Source organism: Citrobacter sp. Res13-Sevr-PEB04-36, from assembly GCF_015672735.1.
Taxonomy (GTDB): Bacteria; Pseudomonadota; Gammaproteobacteria; order Enterobacterales; family Enterobacteriaceae; genus Citrobacter.
In genome coordinates this window covers 1-19,097 of the sequence record NZ_JADABY010000050.1, presented here as the reverse complement: position 1 = coordinate 19,097, position 19,097 = coordinate 1, and the positions used below count along the sequence as shown (strand labels likewise).

Annotated in this window: 15 protein-coding genes and 2 pseudogenes; 8 read left to right on the top strand and 9 right to left on the bottom strand. The window is 50.9% G+C overall.

Annotated elements, in window-relative coordinates; genetic code table 11:
* The coding region (locus IMQ48_RS15265; RefSeq protein ID WP_196209716.1) for a hypothetical protein at nt 1-330 on the top strand (330 nt) is incomplete at its 5' end.
* Nucleotides 331-646: 316 nt separating this feature from the next.
* Here IMQ48_RS15265 and uspF read toward each other — a convergent pair.
* Nucleotides 647-1,075: a universal stress protein UspF gene (gene uspF, locus IMQ48_RS15260; protein ID WP_196209715.1), complete on the bottom strand. Its 429-nt coding sequence runs from the start codon at nt 1,073-1,075 to the stop codon at nt 647-649.
* A gap of 442 nt (nt 1,076-1,517) precedes the next feature.
* Here uspF and IMQ48_RS15255 point away from each other — a divergent pair, with 442 nt between their 5' ends.
* Both IMQ48_RS15255 and IMQ48_RS15250 read left to right on the top strand, forming a co-directional pair.
* A complete protein-coding gene (locus IMQ48_RS15255; RefSeq protein WP_196209714.1) occupies nt 1,518-2,612 on the top strand; it encodes a NapC/NirT family cytochrome c in 1,095 nt (364 codons plus the stop codon).
* Nucleotides 2,613-2,633: 21 nt separating this feature from the next.
* On the top strand, nt 2,634-5,078 hold the full coding sequence (locus tag IMQ48_RS15250; protein ID WP_196209713.1) for a trimethylamine-N-oxide reductase 2: 2,445 nt from the start codon (nt 2,634-2,636) through the stop codon (nt 5,076-5,078).
* 94 nt (nt 5,079-5,172) lie between these two features.
* On the opposite strand, the gene IMQ48_RS15245 is transcribed toward IMQ48_RS15250, so the two are convergent.
* The 7 genes and pseudogenes from IMQ48_RS15245 to cusR form a co-directional block, all read right to left on the bottom strand.
* Complete coding sequence (locus IMQ48_RS15245) at nt 5,173-5,973, bottom strand: MBL fold metallo-hydrolase (protein WP_196209712.1); 801 nt, start codon at nt 5,971-5,973, stop codon at nt 5,173-5,175.
* An 80-nt stretch (nt 5,974-6,053) separates the two neighbouring features.
* A complete protein-coding gene (locus tag IMQ48_RS15240) occupies nt 6,054-6,305 on the bottom strand; it encodes a membrane lipoprotein lipid attachment site-containing protein (RefSeq protein WP_196209711.1) in 252 nt (83 codons plus the stop codon).
* Nucleotides 6,306-6,319: 14 nt separating this feature from the next.
* On the bottom strand, nt 6,320-6,826 hold the full coding sequence (locus IMQ48_RS15235; protein ID WP_196209710.1) for a hypothetical protein: 507 nt from the start codon (nt 6,824-6,826) through the stop codon (nt 6,320-6,322).
* A gap of 336 nt (nt 6,827-7,162) precedes the next feature.
* A pseudogene (locus tag IMQ48_RS23220) lies at nt 7,163-7,542 on the bottom strand (DUF302 domain-containing protein); the annotation flags it as partial.
* A 52-nt stretch (nt 7,543-7,594) separates the two neighbouring features.
* Nucleotides 7,595-7,921, bottom strand: coding sequence for a copper-binding protein (locus IMQ48_RS15225; RefSeq protein ID WP_196209717.1), 327 nt, complete (start codon nt 7,919-7,921; stop codon nt 7,595-7,597).
* Between the two features lie 144 nt (nt 7,922-8,065).
* Complete coding sequence (locus IMQ48_RS15220) at nt 8,066-9,517, bottom strand: Cu(+)/Ag(+) sensor histidine kinase (protein ID WP_196209709.1); 1,452 nt, start codon at nt 9,515-9,517, stop codon at nt 8,066-8,068.
* Nucleotides 9,507-10,190, bottom strand: a complete 684-nt coding sequence (gene cusR / locus IMQ48_RS15215) for a copper response regulator transcription factor CusR (RefSeq protein WP_196209708.1) — start codon at nt 10,188-10,190, stop codon at nt 9,507-9,509. Before cusR ends, IMQ48_RS15220 begins: the two co-directional genes overlap by 11 nt.
* 182 nt (nt 10,191-10,372) lie before the next feature.
* Between cusR and IMQ48_RS15210 the strand changes: the two genes are divergently transcribed.
* From IMQ48_RS15210 to IMQ48_RS15195, 4 genes are all read left to right on the top strand, one after another.
* On the top strand, nt 10,373-11,755 hold the full coding sequence (locus tag IMQ48_RS15210) for an efflux transporter outer membrane subunit (protein ID WP_196209707.1): 1,383 nt from the start codon (nt 10,373-10,375) through the stop codon (nt 11,753-11,755).
* A 32-nt stretch (nt 11,756-11,787) separates the two neighbouring features.
* Nucleotides 11,788-12,135: a cation efflux system protein CusF gene (gene cusF, locus IMQ48_RS15205; protein WP_196209706.1), complete on the top strand. Its 348-nt coding sequence runs from the start codon at nt 11,788-11,790 to the stop codon at nt 12,133-12,135.
* A gap of 76 nt (nt 12,136-12,211) precedes the next feature.
* Nucleotides 12,212-13,513: an efflux RND transporter periplasmic adaptor subunit gene (locus IMQ48_RS15200; RefSeq protein ID WP_196209705.1), complete on the top strand. Its 1,302-nt coding sequence runs from the start codon at nt 12,212-12,214 to the stop codon at nt 13,511-13,513.
* Between the two features lie 11 nt (nt 13,514-13,524).
* A complete protein-coding gene (locus IMQ48_RS15195) occupies nt 13,525-16,668 on the top strand; it encodes a CusA/CzcA family heavy metal efflux RND transporter (protein ID WP_196209704.1) in 3,144 nt (1,047 codons plus the stop codon).
* 43 nt (nt 16,669-16,711) lie between these two features.
* On the opposite strand, the pseudogene rclR reads toward IMQ48_RS15195, so the two are convergent.
* Nucleotides 16,712-17,566: pseudogene (gene rclR / locus IMQ48_RS15190) on the bottom strand (reactive chlorine-specific transcriptional regulator RclR).
* 236 nt (nt 17,567-17,802) lie between these two features.
* Between rclR and rclA the strand changes: the two are divergent.
* Nucleotides 17,803-19,097, top strand: a 1,295-nt coding sequence (gene rclA / locus IMQ48_RS15185; protein ID WP_196209703.1) for a reactive chlorine resistance oxidoreductase RclA, incomplete at its 3' end; no start/stop codon positions are given.

The following is a 19,097-nucleotide window of genomic DNA, read 5'->3' as shown; positions in this document are numbered from 1 at the left end:
GACGGTTGGGGAATGCCTCCACATAATGTGGTTCAAAGCGACTTAATACTTGGCAATTTTCTTAATATTAGGCATCAGGTATACGAAAATATTTATCAATACACTTCTTATGACTTGGATACCTTACTTAACTTTAGGGGTTACGGAAAGTTATTCCAATTTTCAGGTAATGGAATGCCAGGTGGTGGTAATTGGGTTATTGATTTCGTTTCTACATCAACAGACCTAGACATACCGGGAAAAGGTAGTTATCAGGTTGCCACATCGATTGATACAGGAGATGTGAAAAAAAGGCGATTTGATGGGGTGGCATGGACTGCGTGGGCGTAAAATAAGGGACATAAGTGGGACACACAAAGCTTTGCATCGGTTTGCAAGGCTTTGCATGTTTTTCGAAGATGGGACGTGTGAGCGCAGTGTTGATGGGGTAGGTTATTGACTTAGAAGGTGGTTCTAGGAACTTCTAAGCCGTAGGTCGTAGGTTCGAATCCTACAGGGCGTACCATTTCGATAGCATTTCTCCTTCGCTGTTCCTGTTGCACTCTCCATTGCGCCAAATCTGTCGCCCCATGTTTGACTTTTCTGTAAAATTCAGGAAATAAGAACGGGAGCTGATTCGCTCCCGTGATAGTGATTTCTGGCGAAATTATCGCACCACAAGTACCGGACATTTTGCGTGGCGCACCACGGCGGAGGCTGTTGAACCCAGTAGATAAGTGCTAAAACCCGGCTTATGTGAACCAATGATGATGAGGTCCGTGTCCACTGCTTCCGCTAACTTCAGTATCTGATCTTTAGGCGGGCCGTAAACCACATGGAGTTCTGTCCTGCCGGCAGGAATGTTGAATTGCTTAACGATCTCTTGTAGTTTTTCGGTGGCCTTAGCCTGTATGCCACTTCTGTCCGGGAATTCATTGGAGTAGGCCAGTCCCAGTGACGCGTAGAATGGGACGGTGGGGATAACGGCTAAAAAATGGACCTTTGCCGTTTTTGCATGCGCCTCGACCTGAGGAATCACCTGGCGAGTTACATCGGCTTCAGAGATATCAATGGGAACCAGAATTGAGCGATACATATTCACTACCTCCTGTTTGTTTACCTCTGCCCAGAGTGTAACTAATGTTGTTTCTGTATGATAAGTGACCAGATCAAGGATGTGTGATTATCTTCATATCTACCCTGCGTAAAAGAGATCCATTTTTACCTTTTTCATTGTATATTTATTTATACAGCGATGGGAGGGAAGGGGTAATATTTATCCCTACGCTGAGATTTCCACTTTTTACACCGATTTTTTATTGAATAATAGCCTTTTAAACTCACGATCGGGATTTATATTCTGTTTTTAAGCTAAACTATATAGATAAATTCTTATTATATTAAATATGCGATCGCCTTCAAATTTGCCTACATGCTGATTCTCATTTCCTTCTGGCCTTGATGAATATCAAGAAGTAACCAAGCCAGTGTAATTACTGTCTACCTATTAAAGGGTAGGTGGCCTGTGGGAATGAAAGATGAGAAAAATAAATAAAACTATCCTATGGACAATGCTGCTGTGCATTGTTTTGGGGGCAGTGATTGTTTTGGCTGGACAATGGACATTACATAAAACGTCGAGTACTGAATTTTGCCTGTCATGCCATACGATGCAAGCGCCTTACGAGGAATATACCGGTTCGGTCCATTTTCAGAATAAGAAAGGTATTCGCGCTGAATGTGCGGATTGCCATATTCCGCAAGATGGTCTGGATTTTCTGGTAGCTAAGCTGCGAGCGTCAAAAGATGTTTATCATCAGTTCGTCACCAAAAAGATCGATACCCCGGAAAAATTTGAAGCGCATCGCCTGGAGATGGCGCAAACCGTGTGGGCGCAACTGAAAGCCAGTGACTCGGCGACATGTCGCAGTTGTCACAGTATGGATGCGATGGATCTTGCCTCACAAAGCGCCGATGCCCAGAAAATGCACAAAATGGGTATTGCGGAAAAACAAACCTGTATTGATTGTCACAAAGGCGTCGCTCACTTCCCACCTGAAATAAAAATGGATGACAGTGCCCTTAAAGGGCTGGAGGCACAGTCCGCCTCTACGCCAGCAACGGCGAAAGAGCTTTACGCCGTCAGTAATACTGCGCTTGGCGATCTGGGTACGGTGTATCCGGCGACCAAAATGCAGGTACTAAAATCGACGGAAAATTCGCGGCTGGTGGAGATCCGCGGCAGCCAGATGCAGGGAACAGAACAAATTATTTACTATGCGGCGGGTCAGCGTCTGATCCTTGCAAGCCTCAGTGAAAAAGGACAACAGTCACTCAAGGTTCTCTCCGACTGGAAAACGGATGACTACGGCAATACGTGGCGGGATGTGGCCCTGCAAGGTGAGTGGAGTGGCTCCGCGCTTGCCAGTCGTGAACCAATGTGGGATTACGCCCGCAAGCTCGATAATGTGTATTGCGCTGGCTGTCATGCACCTATTCCCGCTAATCACTTTACGCTCAACGCCTGGCCTTCGGTGGCAAAAGGGATGGGCGCTCGCACCAACATCAGTGAAAACGAACTGGATATCCTGAGCCGTTACTTCCAGTACAACGCGAAAGATATGAACAAATAAGCGATAACACCAGGAGAAATCATGAAACTCACAAGACGTGACTTTATCAAGACGGCTGGCGCGGCAACCGGGACTATGGCGATTTCTTCGGTGATCCCGATGCCAGCCTGGGCAGAAGGCCAAAATGGCGGGGCAATACTGACGGCCGCACGTTGGGGTGCGGTGTATGTGGAAGTGAAAGACGGCAAGGTTGTTTCTTCGAAAGGTGCATTACCGAAAACAGTACCGAACTCATTACAACAAACGGCACCGGACCAGGTGCATACTCAAATCCGCGTAAAATATCCGATGGTGCGCAAAAGCTTTCTGGAAAACCCTGGGAAAGCGGATGGCAAACGTGGCAGCGATCCTTTCGTGCGGGTGAGTTGGGAGCAGGCGCTGAAACTGATTCATGAACAGCATAGCCGGATCCGCAGTAACTATGGCCCAGCTGCGGTGTTTGCTGGTTCTTATGGCTGGCGCTCCAGCGGTGTTTTACATAAAGCGCAAACGTTGTTGCAACGTTACATGAGCATGGCGGGCGGCTACGCGGGCCACACCGGAGATTATTCCACCGGGGCCGCACAGGTCATCATGCCCTACGTTGTGGGATCGGTTGAGGTTTACGAGCAGCAAACCACCTGGCCGATGGTGCTTGAGCACAGTCAGGTTGTGGTGCTGTGGGGAATGAACCCGCTCAATACGTTAAAAATTGCCTGGAGCAGTACGGACGAACAAGGAATCGAATACTTTAATCTGCTGAAGAAATCAGGGAAAAGCGTCATCGCCATCGATCCGATGCGTTCTGAAACGATTGAGTTCTTCGGGGATAACGCCACTTGGATTGCGCCTAACATGGGCACTGACGTTGCGATGATGCTCGGCATTGCCCATACGCTGGTGAAGAAAAATCTCCACGACAAAGCGTTCCTGGAAAAATACACCACCGGATACCCGCAGTTTGAAGAATATCTGCTGGGCAAGAGCGACAACATTGAGAAAACTGCTGCATGGGCATCAGGCGTGTGTGGCGTACCTGCGGAACAGCTGGAGAAACTGGCAGATATTTTCTCCAGTAACAAAACCATGCTGATGGCAGGGTGGGGGATCCAACGTCAACAATACGGTGAGCAAAAACACTGGATGTTGGTGACGCTGGCGGCAATGCTCGGGCAAATTGGTACCGAGGGCGGTGGTTTTGGTTTCTCTTATCACTACTCCAACGGCGGAAACCCGACGCGCACCGGCGGGGTATTACCAGCGATTTCAGCCAAAATTGAGGGCGGCTCGTCAGCAGGTAATGACTGGGCGGTTTCAGATGCTGTGACAAACCTGCCGGTGGCACGTATCGTTGAAGCGCTGGAGAATCCGGGCGGAAAATATCAGCATAATGGTAAAGAGCAGACCTTCCCGGAGATCAAAATGATTTGGTGGGCGGGTGGCGCTAACTTTACCCACCATCAGGATACCAACCGCTTAATCAAAGCCTGGCAGAAACCAGAGTTGGTTGTTATCTCAGAGTGTTACTGGACTGCCGCGGCCAAACATGCCGATATCGTCCTGCCGATCACCACTTCGTTTGAACGTAACGATCTGACCATGACTGGTGATTACAGCAACCAGCATCTGGTGCCGATGAAGCAGGTCATCGAGCCACAATTTGAAGCGCGTAGCGACTTTGATGTGTTTGCCGATCTGGCTGAGATGCTCAAGCCAGGTGGCAAAGCGGTCTACACTGAAGGCAAAGATGAAATGGCGTGGCTGAAGCAATTCTACGATGTCGCGCAAAAAGCCGCCCGCGCCCAGCGCGTCGCCATGCCACAGTTCAACGCATTCTGGCAGCAGAATAAACTGATCGAAATGCGGGAAAATGAGAAGAACAACAAATATGTGCGCTACGCCGATTTCCGTAGCGATCCGGTTATGAATGCGCTCGGTACGCCTAGCGGTAAGATTGAAATCTACTCGAAAACGATTGAGGGCTATAAATATAAAGACTGCCCGCCGCATGCGTCCTGGATTGAACCGGATGAGTGGAAAGGCTCTGCGGATAAGGATCAGCTGCAGCTACTGACAGCGCATCCCGCGCATCGTCTGCACAGTCAGTTGAACTATGCTGCGTTGCGTAAAGAGTACGCCATTGCCAATCGTGAACCGGTGACTATTCACCCGGACGATGCAAAAGCCAGAGGTATCGCCGAGGGGGATTTGGTGCGCGTCTGGAATGGTCGTGGACAGGTGCTGGTTGGAGCGCACGTTAGCGATGGGATCAAACCTGGGATCATCTGTATTCATGAAGGGGCCTGGCCAGATATCGAAAACGGTATCTGTAAAAACGGTGGGGCCAACGTATTGACGGCGGATATTCCAACTTCAAGACTGGCGAATGGCTGTGCAGGTAACACCAGTCTGGTATACGCAGAAAAATATACCGGCGAAGCGCCAAAACTTACCGTATTTGATGAGCCTGAAATCGTAACGATGTAGCAGTGCGGGCCGGGATAGCCCAAGTAATTTTGCCCAACGGGAACCGCAAGGTTCCCGTTTCATTTGTATTCTCCGCGTCAGTTGTGACGTGAGGTTATGCGAGAACAATAACATCTCCAGTAGCAGGGGCGTCTATTCCGTTTAGCCACAGGCGTCCCCACGAACCGGTGCAATGACAGCCGAGCAGCTTTTCGGGTTTTTGTTGATAAAGAAACTGCCTGACCTGCCACAGTTTATACGGTGACGCCGCGCGTAAATGAAATCCGCCGATCAGGGCGTGGATCTTTTTGATGCCAGTAATATTTTGACAGTGGCGGACGATGTTTTCTATTCCGCGATGCCCGCAGCCGGTAATAATGACCAATCCGCGCTCAGACTGATAAATCAATACACCTTCGTCGGTGATGTAATCGCGTTGGGATGTTTGCTCTTGAATAATGCCATAGGCCTGCGGAGTCGGTACGTTGATTTCCCCGGACCACAGAAAGCGTTCGCTAATAGGGAATGGCTCGCGGGTATATACCATGTTCAGACGAGAGTAATCATTATCGCGTGATAATTTTTTTATTTTTTGGCTATATCCGGCAAGGGTGATTGCGGAATAACGTTCGCAGGCAATTTGCGGATGGCAGATAACGCGCGTGTTATCTGCAAGCCACGGTACGCCACCACAGTGATCGTAATGGCCGTGCGAAAGCACCACGGCGGTAAGTTGAGACAAATCAACGCCCATTCGCGCAGCGTTCAGCATAAAGCTGTCATCCGGCCCGGTGTCAAACAGGATGGTGGTTGTTTCATCCTGAACTAACAGGCTTAACCCGGGTTTAACCTGCAATGATTTGTCTACACCGACAGCGCGCGTGTTTTCAAGCAATACCGTAAGGGTTAAAGCCATACCAGACTCCGGCGTTAAAGCGTCATACTGTAACGCACGGAAGGTAAGAGCGCTGTGATCCCAGCGCTCTTCGAGGCTACTTAGCGGCGATAGTATGCGTCATTGTCGTCGTCATGGTGGTGGTGATGTCGCCAGGCGTGCTGGTTTTCTCTTTCTTCCTGCTCCTGGTGTTTATGCTCTTTATCGCGTTTGGATTCACGATTCTTGTGGTTAGCAATTGCCGTGGCAACCGCAGCAGCGCCTACACCTGCCGCTGCTGCTGAAAGATACGGATGCTCAGCGCAGCCTGCCAGACTGGCCATTATTACCAGTGCGGATATCAGTTTTTTCATTGTGGCGTAGTCCGTTATTCACGCACAATTTTGCCAGCGTTACCGGCGTCGCTATCGTTCCAGCTACCGCGACCATTCGCTTTCAGGGTGTAAGTGGCATACCCCACGCGGAAGGTCATCGTATCTTTATAGGTATTCACGTCGCGTACTTCATTACCGTTTACGTAAACACCGGAATCTTCTACGTGAATATCAACGCTGCGCTGGCCGTTTTCAAACTTAGCCACATAATTACCGGTGAACTTACCGTCGATACCGGCCTGGTCATGATTATCCTGATTGTCAGAGCTCTGGCGGTCTTCGCCATGGCGGTGATGGCGCTGATGATGGTTTTCAGCATCGCCGATAAATCCGTGATCGCGGTTCCACTCATAAGATTTATTCACATCGCAACCGTTGAGTTCACTCATCTGCGTACAACCTGAGCGTTCATATTTTTTCTGCATTGCCGGGGTAATGGCACATGCAGTTGTGGCGGTTGTCAGACCCAGGACAAAGATGGCCAGCAGACGTTTATTCATTCTTTTACTCACTATCATCATTGAATTTATTTATAGGAATATTCATTTTCTTGTTGTCATGTTTATGACGAGAAAAGTCTCCCATTAAATATTGGCTGTGCATACCAGGGGGATTCTTAATTTATATTTAATGAAGACGTAAAATCCTGGTTCTTTGCAACATGATACGTGGATATTTTACTTATTATATACAATCTAGTTATTATTTTTCCGGTGTTTTACTTTTTTCTGAGAGATTTAATAGAATATTAATATTGACATTAATCATGCAGGGACAGAATGATGGGGATAATGATAAAGCGCAGGCTTATTAATTAATAAGCCTGCATGCGCGACTCAGTCAGTGCTGGTAATGCTTTGTTCTACAAGATTTTCCATGTTTTTTAGCACCTGAATGGCACGCGTATCCAGCCCGTACTTCTCCAGGGTTTCGACAGGGTGAAAACCGACCCAAACCTGCCCATCCGGTTGTTGGCTAATTAATACCCGGAAGGGTAAGTCGAGCGCTAATTCTGGATGCTGCAACATTAGCGCAGTACCCCTTTGGGGTTACCAAAAATAAGTACCGTAGTGGGAGGAAGTATTAGCTCCACCTCAGCAGCAGCCTTGGCATGATCAAACTCGCCAAATAAAACAAGGCCATGTGATTTAATGTTTGCCAGCAAACGCAGGCGTGTTTGCTGAAAACCAAAGGCGCTGAATAGCTTATTCATGGAATTTCCATCCGTAATGGGAGAGTGGCGTTATTCATCCAGAATAGTACATGAATTATCCCTGTGTGGGGATCTGTTGGCGATGTTTTTCTGCCTGTTGCTGATGTGAAGACGCATGGCCGTTATTCATTGACTCATGTACGACCATCGCTTTTTCATGCTCATCCATTTGTGAAAATGATGGCGCAACAGTCTTCGTGGTCTGGCTATTATGCGCTTGTGCCTGATGCGCCTGCACCATTTTCTGATGAGCAGGGGCATTGCTATTATCCATCATTTCATGGGCCATCGCCGCCTGTTGATGTGTATCAACGGTTTCTGCTGCGTTCACGCCAGCTGAGATAAAAAATGCAATAGCAAAAAAGGAAGATATCTTGTTCATCATATTTCTCCAGTGTGGGTTTACGGAAGAAATTATAATAAGCAGGTGCGCTCAGCGAGGTGACAGAATTATGACGGTTGTGTCAGAGAATAAATAAAAATATCAGGTGGTCAACGGATGGCACATTTGTGCCATCCAGCAGGGCTAAATCGCATGTTTTGGCAGCGTCAGAATAAAGCGGGTAGCGCGAGCGTCGGAGGTGACAGCCACCTTCCCCTGATGGGCCGTGACAATTGATTTCACAATCGCCAGACCAATGCCACTACCTTCGCCTTTACGCTGTCGCGACGGGTCTACGCGATAGAAACGGTCAAACAGTCGCGGCAGATGTTCCGCAGCGATGGGCGTGCCGGGATTCTCGATAATGATGTGTACCTGTCCATCCGCCTCTTTAACCCGTACGATCACCGACTGGCCTCTGGGGGTGTAACGCATGGCGTTCGACAGCAGATTACTTAGGGCTCTGCGCAGCATTAACGGATCGCCAGACACCCAACATGGGTGGCCCTCAAAGCGTAAGCTGACCTCGCGCTCTTCTGCCCACGCCTCGAAAAAGTCAAACACCTTACCGACCTCATCCGCCAGGTTGAGCGCCGTCTTTTCCGGGATCAGTTGATTGTTGTCCGCCTGTGCCAGGAACAGCATGTCGCTCACCATCTTCGACATCCGGCCAAACTCTTCGAGATTGGAATAGAGAACGTCTTCCAGCTCTTTCTGGCTACGGGGTTGGCTGAGCGCAATTTCCGTTTGGGTGACCAGGTTGGTGATGGGCGTGCGGATCTCATGGGCAATATCCGCTGAGAAATTGGACTGGCGTTTAAACACGTCCTCGATACGTTCGATCATATGGTTAAACGACCCGACCAGTTGCTCCAGCTCAATCGGTACGGCCTGGGGATCGAGGCGGACATCGAGATTCTTAGAGGTAATGTTCTGGATACGGCGGCTGACGTTCCGGATCGGTTCATGGCCTTTATAGACGGCGAACAACACGATGAAAATAATCATCATGCTGATCAGCGATGCCGTCATAATCAGCTTGTTTTTCAGATCGTTAATATAGTGCAGATGAAAGTCTATCGATAACGCCATATACAGCGTCCAGGCTGGTTTGCCGTCCGCTAACTGGCCAACTGGCAAACGAATCATCCGCCAGTTGGAGGGCGTGTTTTGCCTGTGATCGTGATTCGGCGTGCGTAGCGTAGGGCCAGAGATTAAAAAGACATTATTATTACCGGCGTTTTTATCCGGCGTCGCGTGGGCAATAAATTGGCGTAGATCCGGCGCGCCAGGTGAATGGAAAATGGCCTTTTGGTTAGCATCTTCCAGTGAAATAATGACGTTAGAGTAACCGGAAACCACGTTTTTTAAGATTTCCAGCCGGCGGGATTCTGCTTCGTTAGGTTGATTAAGGATCCGTTCCAGCGTGGTGCTTATCTCTCTTAAATCGGTGATATCCTGCTCGGCAAAATGGACCTTCACTGAGTGGATCATTATCCAGGCAAAGGCGAAAAATGAGGCGATAGTCGCAAGGCTGATAAAAAAGGTCAGCCGTGTGGCCAGTGAAAAAGGGCGTTTCAGGCGGTTAATGACCATCCGGTACCTCAAGCATATATCCCACGCCGCGTACGGTCTGAATCAGCTTCGGTTCAAAATCATTATCAATTTTAGCGCGCAGGCGCTTCACGGCGACGTCAATTGCATTAGTGTCGCTGTCAAAATTCATGTCCCAGACCTGTGAGGCAATCAGCGAGCGGGGTAATACTTCCCCCTGATGGCGCAGGAAAAACTCAAGTAGCGTAAATTCTTTGCTGGTGAGGGTAATGCGAGCGCCGCTGCGGGTGACTTTTCGGCTGACCAGATCGACCATTAAATCCGCAACCTGAAACTGACTTTCGACGATCACTGCCGCGCCACGGCGTAGCAGCGTTCTGACCCGTGCCAGCAGTTCGGCAAAGGCAAAGGGTTTCACCAGGTAATCATCTGCCCCCAGTTCCAGACCTTTGACCCGGTGTTCAATCGTCCCCAGTGCGGTGAGGAGAAGAATCGGCATGCCTTTATTGGCGCTGCGCAGCATACGCACAATGTCCCAACCGTTCACGTCAGGCAGCATGATGTCGAGAATGATCAGGTCATAATCTCCGGTCATGGCCAGGTGATATCCGTTCAGACCGTTATCCGCCAAATCGACAACAAAACCGGCTTCCGTCAGGCCTTTCGTCAGGTATTCGCCGGTTTTTTTCTCATCTTCGACGACCAAAATCTTCATCACATTCTCCTTCACCCACTGGCTGTGCGGGTTTCAATTCTAGAGAAGCGGGATCGGATAGCAATGAGTTATTGGGAAAATGACAGCTTTGTCATTTTCCTGTCACCGCTTAAACAGAGTCGATTCGGTAAGGTGCAGGGTAATAAATTCACATTCCAGTCCGGTTTGGACAAAAAAGAACTATGTGCAAATTTAAGCTTCTTACCCTCAGCGCTGTTTTTATTTTGGCCGGTTGTTCGCTGGCACCGGATTATCAGCGTCCAGTGATGCCGGTACCGCAACAATTCTCTTTAAGCCAGAATGCGCTGGTTCTGGCACCACAGGGATACCAGGATACGGGCTGGCGTACCTTTTTCGTTGACGATCAGGTGAAAGCGCTGATTGGTGAGGCGCTGCTGAATAACCGTGATTTGCGCATGGCCACCCTTAAGGTTCAGGAAGCGCGAGCACAATATGGGGTGACGGATGCAGACCGCTATCCGCAGCTTAATTCCGGTTCCAGCGGTACTTATAGCGGCAAATTCAAAGGCGAAACCAGCACACAGAAAGAATTTGAGGCCGGACTGAATCTCAGTTTTGATTTGGATTTCTTCGGTCGGTTGAAAAATATGAGTGAAGCCGAACGACAGACTTTCTTTGCCAGTGAAGAAGCGCGTCGGGCAGTGCATATCTTATTAATCTCCAATGTATCGCAAAGTTATTTCAACCAGCGCCTGGCTTATGCGCAGTTGCAAATTGCCGAAGAGACACTGAAAAACTATCAGCGCTCTTATGCCTTTGTCGAAAAACAGTTGCTGACGGGAAGCACCAACGTGCTGGCGCTGGAACAGGCGCGGGGCGTAATTGAAAGCACGCGTGCCGATATCGCCAAACGTAAAGGCGAACTGGCGCAAGCGAATAATGCGCTGCAACTGTTGCTGGGTACTTACGGGAAATTACCGGATGACCGGGTGAGCCGCCGGGGTGATATCAACGCGGTGACGCTGCCGCCGTCTCTGCCGTCGCAAATACTGCTCCAGCGACCGGATATTTTAGAAGCCGAGCATGCGTTAATGGCGGCAAATGCCAACATCGGTGCTGCACGGGCGGCCTTTTTCCCGTCCATTACCCTCACCAGTTCGGTATCGGGTAGCAGCAGTGATCTCTCCAGCTTATTTAATGCAGCCAGCGGCATGTGGAATTTCGTACCCAAAATCGATATTCCGATTTTTAACGCCGGACGTAATCAGTCAAACCTCGATTTGGCCGAAATTCGTCAGCAGCAGTCGGTGGTGAACTACGAACAAAAAATCCAGAATGCGTTTAAAGAAGTGGCGGATGCGCTGGTGTTGCGCCAAAGCCTGGCAGATCAAATTACTGCTCAAAAGCGCTATCTGGACTCTTTGCAAATCACGCTGCAACGCGCCAGAGCGCTCTATCAACATGGTGCGGTGAGTTATATCGAAGTACTGGACGCAGAGCGTTCTTTATTCGCTACCCGGCAATCACTGCTCGATCTTAATTACGCCCAGCAGGTTAATGAAATTAAGCTGTTTGCTGCCTTAGGCGGCGGCTGGGTTGAATGATATTTAATTATAAATTCTCAGGAGTATATGACATGAAAAGTACCGCTAAAGCCGCTTTGTTTACTTTGTTGTCTGTGGTTATGTTTAATGCTCAGGCCAATGAACATCAGCATGGCGAGATGATGAATATGCAGCCCGCTACCCAGCAGGAGCAAGTCATCAGCGCCACGGGCGTGATTGAATCTATTGATATGGCGAGCAAAAAAATCACCATCAAGCACGAACCTATTCCGGCGGTGAACTGGCCTGCGATGACCATGCGATTTACGCTGGTCCCGGAAACGAAGGCTGACGATATTAAGCCCGGCGATAAGGTCGCCTTTACCTTTGTTCAACAGGGAAATCTCTCTGTATTACGTGATATTCACGTCAGTCAATAACGCAATTCGCAGGTCTCTTTTATTCTCTCCCGCCTTCTCTGAGCGCGGGTGAGACATTCGCGCAATGGAAATCACTATGGCGTCTTTAAATATTAAAAATACCGCGCTTATTCTTGCCAGCATGATTGCCGGTGGGGTTATTGCTGTCGGTATCTATCCTTATTTGTCATCAGCAAACGTCCCGACCGACAGTGGCCCTGCTGCGCAAAAAGAAGCGCGTAAAGTCCTGTTCTGGTATGACCCGATGTATCCGAATACCCGTTTTGATAAGCCGGGTAAATCGCCGTTTATGGATATGGATCTGATCCCGAAATATGCCGATGAAGAGACCACGAGCGATTCAGCAGCAGGGGTGCGAATCGATCCGACGCAAACCCAAAATCTGGGGCTAAAAACTGAGGCCGTACGTCGTGGACCGTTGCAGTATGCACAAACGTTCCCGGCCAACGTCAGCTATAACGAATATCAGTTTGTGATTGTGCAGGCCCGCTCCGCAGGCTTTATCGAAAAAGTGTATCCGCTGACCATAGGCGATAAAATTAAACAAGGCGCGCCGCTGATTGATCTGACCATCCCCGACTGGGTTGAAGCGCAGAGCGAATATCTGCTGCTGCGCGAGACCGGCGGTACAGCCACTCAAGTTGACGGTATTCTCGAAAGATTGCGTCTGGCCGGGATGCCCGAGCAGGACATCCAGCGCTTAAAATCGACGCGTAAAATTCAAACCCGCTTCACCCTGCGCGCCCCTATTGATGGGGTGATCACCGCCTTTGATTTGCGCACCGGCATGAACATTTCGAAAGATAACGTGGTAGCAAAAATTCAGGGGATGGATCCGGTGTGGGTCAGCGCATCGGTCCCGGAATCTATCGCCTGGTTGATTAAAGACGCCTCGCAGTTTGCGATTACCGTGCCCGCCTGGCCGGATAAAACGTTCACCATCAGCAAGTGGAGTATTTTGCCGAGCGTGGATACCACGACGCGTACCCTCCAGCTACGTTTGCAGGTCGAAAACCCTGACGAGGCACTCAAGCCAGGGATGAATGCTTACCTCAAGCTGAAAACACAAAGTGAGCCGATGCTGCTGATCCCGTCCAAAGCACTGATTGATACCGGCAGCGAGCAGCGGGTGATCACCGTGGATAACGACGGACGCTTTGTGCCGAAGCAGGTTGCTGTATTCCATGAATCTCAGGGGCTAACGGCTATCCGCTCCGGCCTGACGGAAGGTGAGAAGGTGGTATCCAGCGGTCTGTTCCTGATTGATTCCGAGGCGAATATTGCCGGTGCGCTGGATCGCATGCGCGCCCAAAAGAGTAGGACGCCAGACGCCGCCGCTATGCCTGTAATGCCGACCCCGACGACCCATTCACACTGAGGATATAACACATGATTGAATGGATTATTCGCCGCTCGGTGGCTAACCGTTTTCTGGTGATGATGGGGGCATTGTTCCTCAGTATTTGGGGAACATGGACCATTATCAATACCCCCGTGGATGCACTGCCGGATCTCTCTGATGTGCAGGTGATTATCAAAACCAGCTATCCGGGACAGGCTCCGCAAATCGTTGAGAATCAGGTCACTTATCCTCTGACCACCACCATGCTGTCGGTGCCCGGTGCGAAAACGGTGCGCGGCTTCTCGCAGTTTGGTGACTCTTACGTGTATGTCATTTTTGAAGATGGCACTGATCCTTATTGGGCGCGCTCCCGCGTACTGGAATATCTCAACCAGGTGCAGGGAAAGCTGCCCGCAGGCGTGAGTGCGGAAATGGGGCCGGATGCCACCGGCGTCGGCTGGATCTTTGAATATGCGCTGGTGGACCGCAGCGGCAAACACGATCTGGCTGAACTGCGCTCTCTGCAGGACTGGTTTTTAAAGTATGAGTTGAAAACGATCCCCAACGTGGCGGAAGTGGCGTCGGTAGGCGGCGTGGTCAAAGAGTACCAGGTGGTTATCGACCCGATGAAGCTGACGCAATACGGTATCAGCCTGTCTGAGGTGAAATCGGCGCTGGATGCGTCTAACCAGGAGGCGGGCGGTTCATCCGTGGAGATGGCGGAAGCTGAATACATGGTGCGTGCCAGCGGGTATCTGCAAACCCTCGATGACTTCAACACTATTGTGTTGAAATCCGGGGCTGACGGTGTACCGGTTTACCTGCGCGATGTTGCCCGCGTACAAATTGGGCCGGAAATGCGCCGCGGCATCGCCGAACTGAATGGCGAAGGTGAAGTGGCGGGCGGCGTGGTGATCCTGCGCTCGGGTAAAAATGCGCGTGAAGTAATTTCCGCCGTCAAAGCCAAACTTGAGACGCTGAAAAGCAGCCTGCCGGAAGGCGTGGAAGTCGTGACAACATACGATCGCAGTCAGCTTATCGACCGTGCGATTGATAATCTGAGCTACAAGCTGCTGGAAGAGTTTATCGTTGTGGCGCTGGTGTGTGCACTGTTCCTGTGGCATATCCGCTCGGCGCTGGTGGCGATAATATCCTTGCCGCTGGGGCTGTGTATTGCGTTTATTGTGATGCATTTCCAGGGTCTAAACGCCAATATTATGTCGCTTGGCGGCATCGCCATTGCGGTGGGGGCGATGGTTGATGCCGCGATTGTGATGATTGAGAATGCGCATAAGCGGCTGGAAGAGTGGGCGCATCAGCATCCGGGTGAAAAGCTGGATAACGCCACGCGCTGGCAGGTGATCACCAACGCCTCGGTGGAAGTGGGCCCGGCGCTATTTATCAGTTTGCTGATTATTACCCTGTCGTTTATCCCTATTTTCACCCTGGAGGGGCAGGAAGGGCGACTGTTTGGTCCGCTGGCGTTTACCAAAACTTATGCCATGGCCGGGGCGGCATTACTGGCGATTGTGGTGATCCCAATCCTGATGGGATTCTGGATCCGTGGCAAGATCCCGGCGGAAAGCAGCAACCCGCTTAACCGTTTCTTAATTCGTATCTACCATCCGCTGCTGCTGAAGGTGCTGCACTGGCCGAAGGCCACTCTGTTGGTGGCGGTGTTGTCGATTCTGACGGTTATCTTCCCGCTCAATAAAGTCGGCGGCGAGTTCTTACCGCAGATTAACGAAGGTGACCTGTTGTATATGCCCTCGACCCTGCCGGGGATCTCGGCGGCGCAGGCGGCGGATATGTTGCAAAAAACCGACAAGCTGATCATGACCGTCCCGGAAGTGGCGCGGGTATTTGGTAAAACGGGTAAGGCCGAAACCGCCACCGATTCCGCGCCGTTGGAAATGGTTGAAACCACCATCCAGTTGAAACCGCAGGATCAATGGCGTCCGGGGATGACGATGGACAAAATCATCGAGGAACTGGATAAAACGGTCCGGCTGCCGGGCCTGGCGAACCTGTGGGTACCGCCGATTCGTAACCGCATCGACATGCTGTCTACCGGGATCAAAAGTCCAATCGGAATTAAGGTATCGGGTACCGTGCTGGCGGATATTGACGCCACGGCAGAGCAAATTGAAGAGGTGGCAAGAACTGTGCCGGGCGTCGCCTCTGCGCTGGCGGAACGTCTGGAAGGTGGACGCTATCTCAGCGTCGATATTCAGCGAGAGAAAGCCGCGCGTTATGGCATGACCGTGGGCGATGTGCAGCTGTTCGTTACCTCGGCGGTCGGTGGCGCGATGGTGGGCGAAACGGTGGAAGGGATTGCCCGCTATCCGATCAATCTCCGCTATCCGCAGAGCTATCGCGACAGTCCGGAAGCGTTACGACAATTGCCGGTCCTGACGCCGATGAAGCAGCAAATCACACTGGCGGATGTGGCAGATGTGAAGGTTGTTTCAGGCCCGTCAATGTTGAAAACCGAGAACGCGCGACCGACCAGTTGGATCTACATCGATGCCCGCGATCGTGACATGGTCTCGGTGGTGAACGATCTGAAAAAAGCAATTGCTGAAAACGTCCAGCTAAAACCGGGGACCAGCGTGGCGTTTTCGGGCCAGTTTGAGTTGCTTGAGCGCGCCAGTCATAAGCTCAAACTGATGGTGCCGATGACGTTGATGATCATCTTCGTGCTGCTGTATCTGGCGTTCCGTCGTTTTGGTGAAGCGTTGCTGATTATCACCAGCGTGCCGTTTGCACTGGTAGGCGGGATCTGGTTCCTCTACTGGATGGGGTTCCATATGTCGGTGGCGACTGGCACCGGATTCATTGCGCTGGCAGGCGTTGCCGCCGAGTTTGGCGTGGTGATGTTGATGTATTTGCGCCACGCTATTGAGGCGGAGCCTGCGCTTGAAAATCCGCAGACCTTTACGGTGGCTAAGCTGGATGAGGCGCTGTATCACGGGGCGGTGCTTCGTGTGCGTCCCAAGGCGATGACCGTGGCGGTGATTATTGCCGGCCTGCTGCCGATTTTATGGGGTACCGGGGCCGGGTCGGAGGTGATGAGCCGGATTGCCGCCCCGATGATTGGCGGGATGATCACCGCACCGCTGCTGTCGCTGTTTATCATTCCGGCGGCGTATAAGCTGATGTGGCTGCACCGTCATCGTCCGCAGAAATAACGTCTGAATAGCGTTGTGCCTGAGAACCCAACAAGGCGCAGCGCTATTTTTCCAGCGCCTTGACCCGCTTTCTGTACTCACCCGGTGTGCAGCCGTATTCACGCAGAAAAACTTTGTGAAACGACGATTCGCTGGCATAGCCCACCGCCTCAGCAATCACGATCAACGGTCGTGAATCACGCGCTAACATCTGGGCGGCGAATTGCAGACGCAACGTGGTTAAGACCGCGAGCGGCGTGGAGTTTGAGATTTCACGAAACAGTTGTGCGAAGCTGGCCCGCGACATATGCGCGCGCTGCGCCAGTTCTTCGACAGTCCATGGATGAGCGGGCAACTCCAGCATCAGGTTAGCGATGGCCCCCAGTTTGGGATGCAGCAACAGATTCAGTATGTTTTTGCCCGGCGCGGCCTGCGCCAACCACTCGCGCACGGCGAGGGTAAACAGCGTGGCGCATTGCTGACTGCATACCACCTCAGAACCTGGCAGCGTGCTCATTGATTCCCGTTGCAGCAGTTCAATCATGGCTCTCAGCCACTGACCGTCGGGGCTATTGTCCTCGGGGGCCAGAATGAGCAACTCCGGCAGTGCGGTTAAAAAATAGCGTGAGGATGCTTTCAACCGCAGGCTTCCACAGACGATATGTGTTTGCTTCTCACCTGACTGGCACAACCGGTGAGCGGAGTTTTGCGTCAGAATACAGACCGCACCGGGATGCAGCGTGTAGGACGAACCGTCCGGAAGGTCAAGCTGAGCCGCACCCTAGGTTACCGTATGCCAACGAATAACGGACAGTTCTCCCGCAGCATGTGGCAACTGCCAGTCTCTGCTCAACAAGCAGTTTTGATCAATCGACCCCTGCGGGTCGTTAAGCGTTAATAATCGGCTGAGCGCGTTCATAAAGACTCCTGAACAGTTATGTTCTTCTGTGGGAATATCTCTATTATCACCGTAATTCTATATTTAATTAATACCATCAAAGGATTAGTAAATATTAATGCGGTTTGCTTCACTTTATTTTTTATTCTCATTTAGACGATTGGACAAAAATAAGCGCGTTATGGATACGTTGTTCATGTGCGTGAGTACTTATACTTCGGGTTAACAAATGAACAGTGATTTTGCAAAGAGGCAGCATGAATCAGTATCAGGCGATCATTATTGGTTTTGGCAAAGCAGGTAAAACGCTGGCGGCGACGCTGGCAAAAGCGGGCTGGCAGGTGGCGATTATTGAGCAGTCCAACACCATGTATGGCGGAACATGTATCAATATCGGCTGTATACCTACCAAAACGCTGGTGCATGATGCCGAAATGCAGCATGACTTTACCGCCGCAATACAGCGCAAAACAGACGTTGTTAGCTTCCTGCGTGATAAAAATTTCCATAACCTTGCCGATCTGGACAATGTGGATGTGATTGAAGGGCGCGCCGAGTTTGTTGACAACCATACCGTGCGGGTCGTCCAGTTGACCGGTACGCGTGAACTTCGCGGTGAGAAGATATTTATTAATACCGGTGCGCAGTCGACGATGCCTGATATTAAAGGATTATCCAACACGCCGGGCGTGTTCGACAGCACCGGATTGCTGAATCTGACACAGCGCCCGCAGCGACTGGGGATTTTGGGGGGCGGGTACATTGGCGTTGAATTCGCGTCCATGTTTGCCAACTTTGGCAGTAAGGTCACTATCTTTGAAGCCGCGCCGCTATTTTTACCGCGTGAAGACCGTGATATTGCCGACGCCATTGCCCAAATTTTACGCGATAAAGGCGTCGAACTAATTCTGAACGCCAGTGTAGGTTCGGTATCGTCTCTGGACGGTGCCGTACAGGTACAGATGCCAGAAGAGATGCGTGTGATGGACGCGCTGCTGGTGGCATCGGGTCGCAAACCGACAACGGAAAAACTGCAGCTGAAAAATGCCGGCGTGGACGTTAACGATCGCGGCGGAATTATCGTGAATAAATATCTGCGCACCTCGGCAGATAATATCTGGGCCATGGGCGATGTTACCGGCGGTTTGCAATTTACCTATATCTCGCTGGATGACTTCCGCATTGTACGCGACGGTTTATTGGGGGAAGGCTTGCGCAACACCGGCGACCGCCCGAATGTGCCGTACTCCGTGTTTATGACGCCGCCGCTTTCTCGCGTGGGGATGAGCGAAGAGCAGGCCAGAGCCAGCGGGGCGGAGGTTCAGGTCGTGACGTTACCCGTTGCGGCGATCCCGCGGGCGCGGGTGATGGATGATACGCGCGGTATGCTCAAGGCGGTGGTTGATACAAAGACTCGGAGGATATTAGGTGTATCGCTACTGTGTGTGGATTCACATGAGATAATTAATATTATTAAAACCGTTATGGATGCTGGACTACCGTACACTGTATTACGTGACCAAATATTTACCCACCCAAGCATGAGTGAATC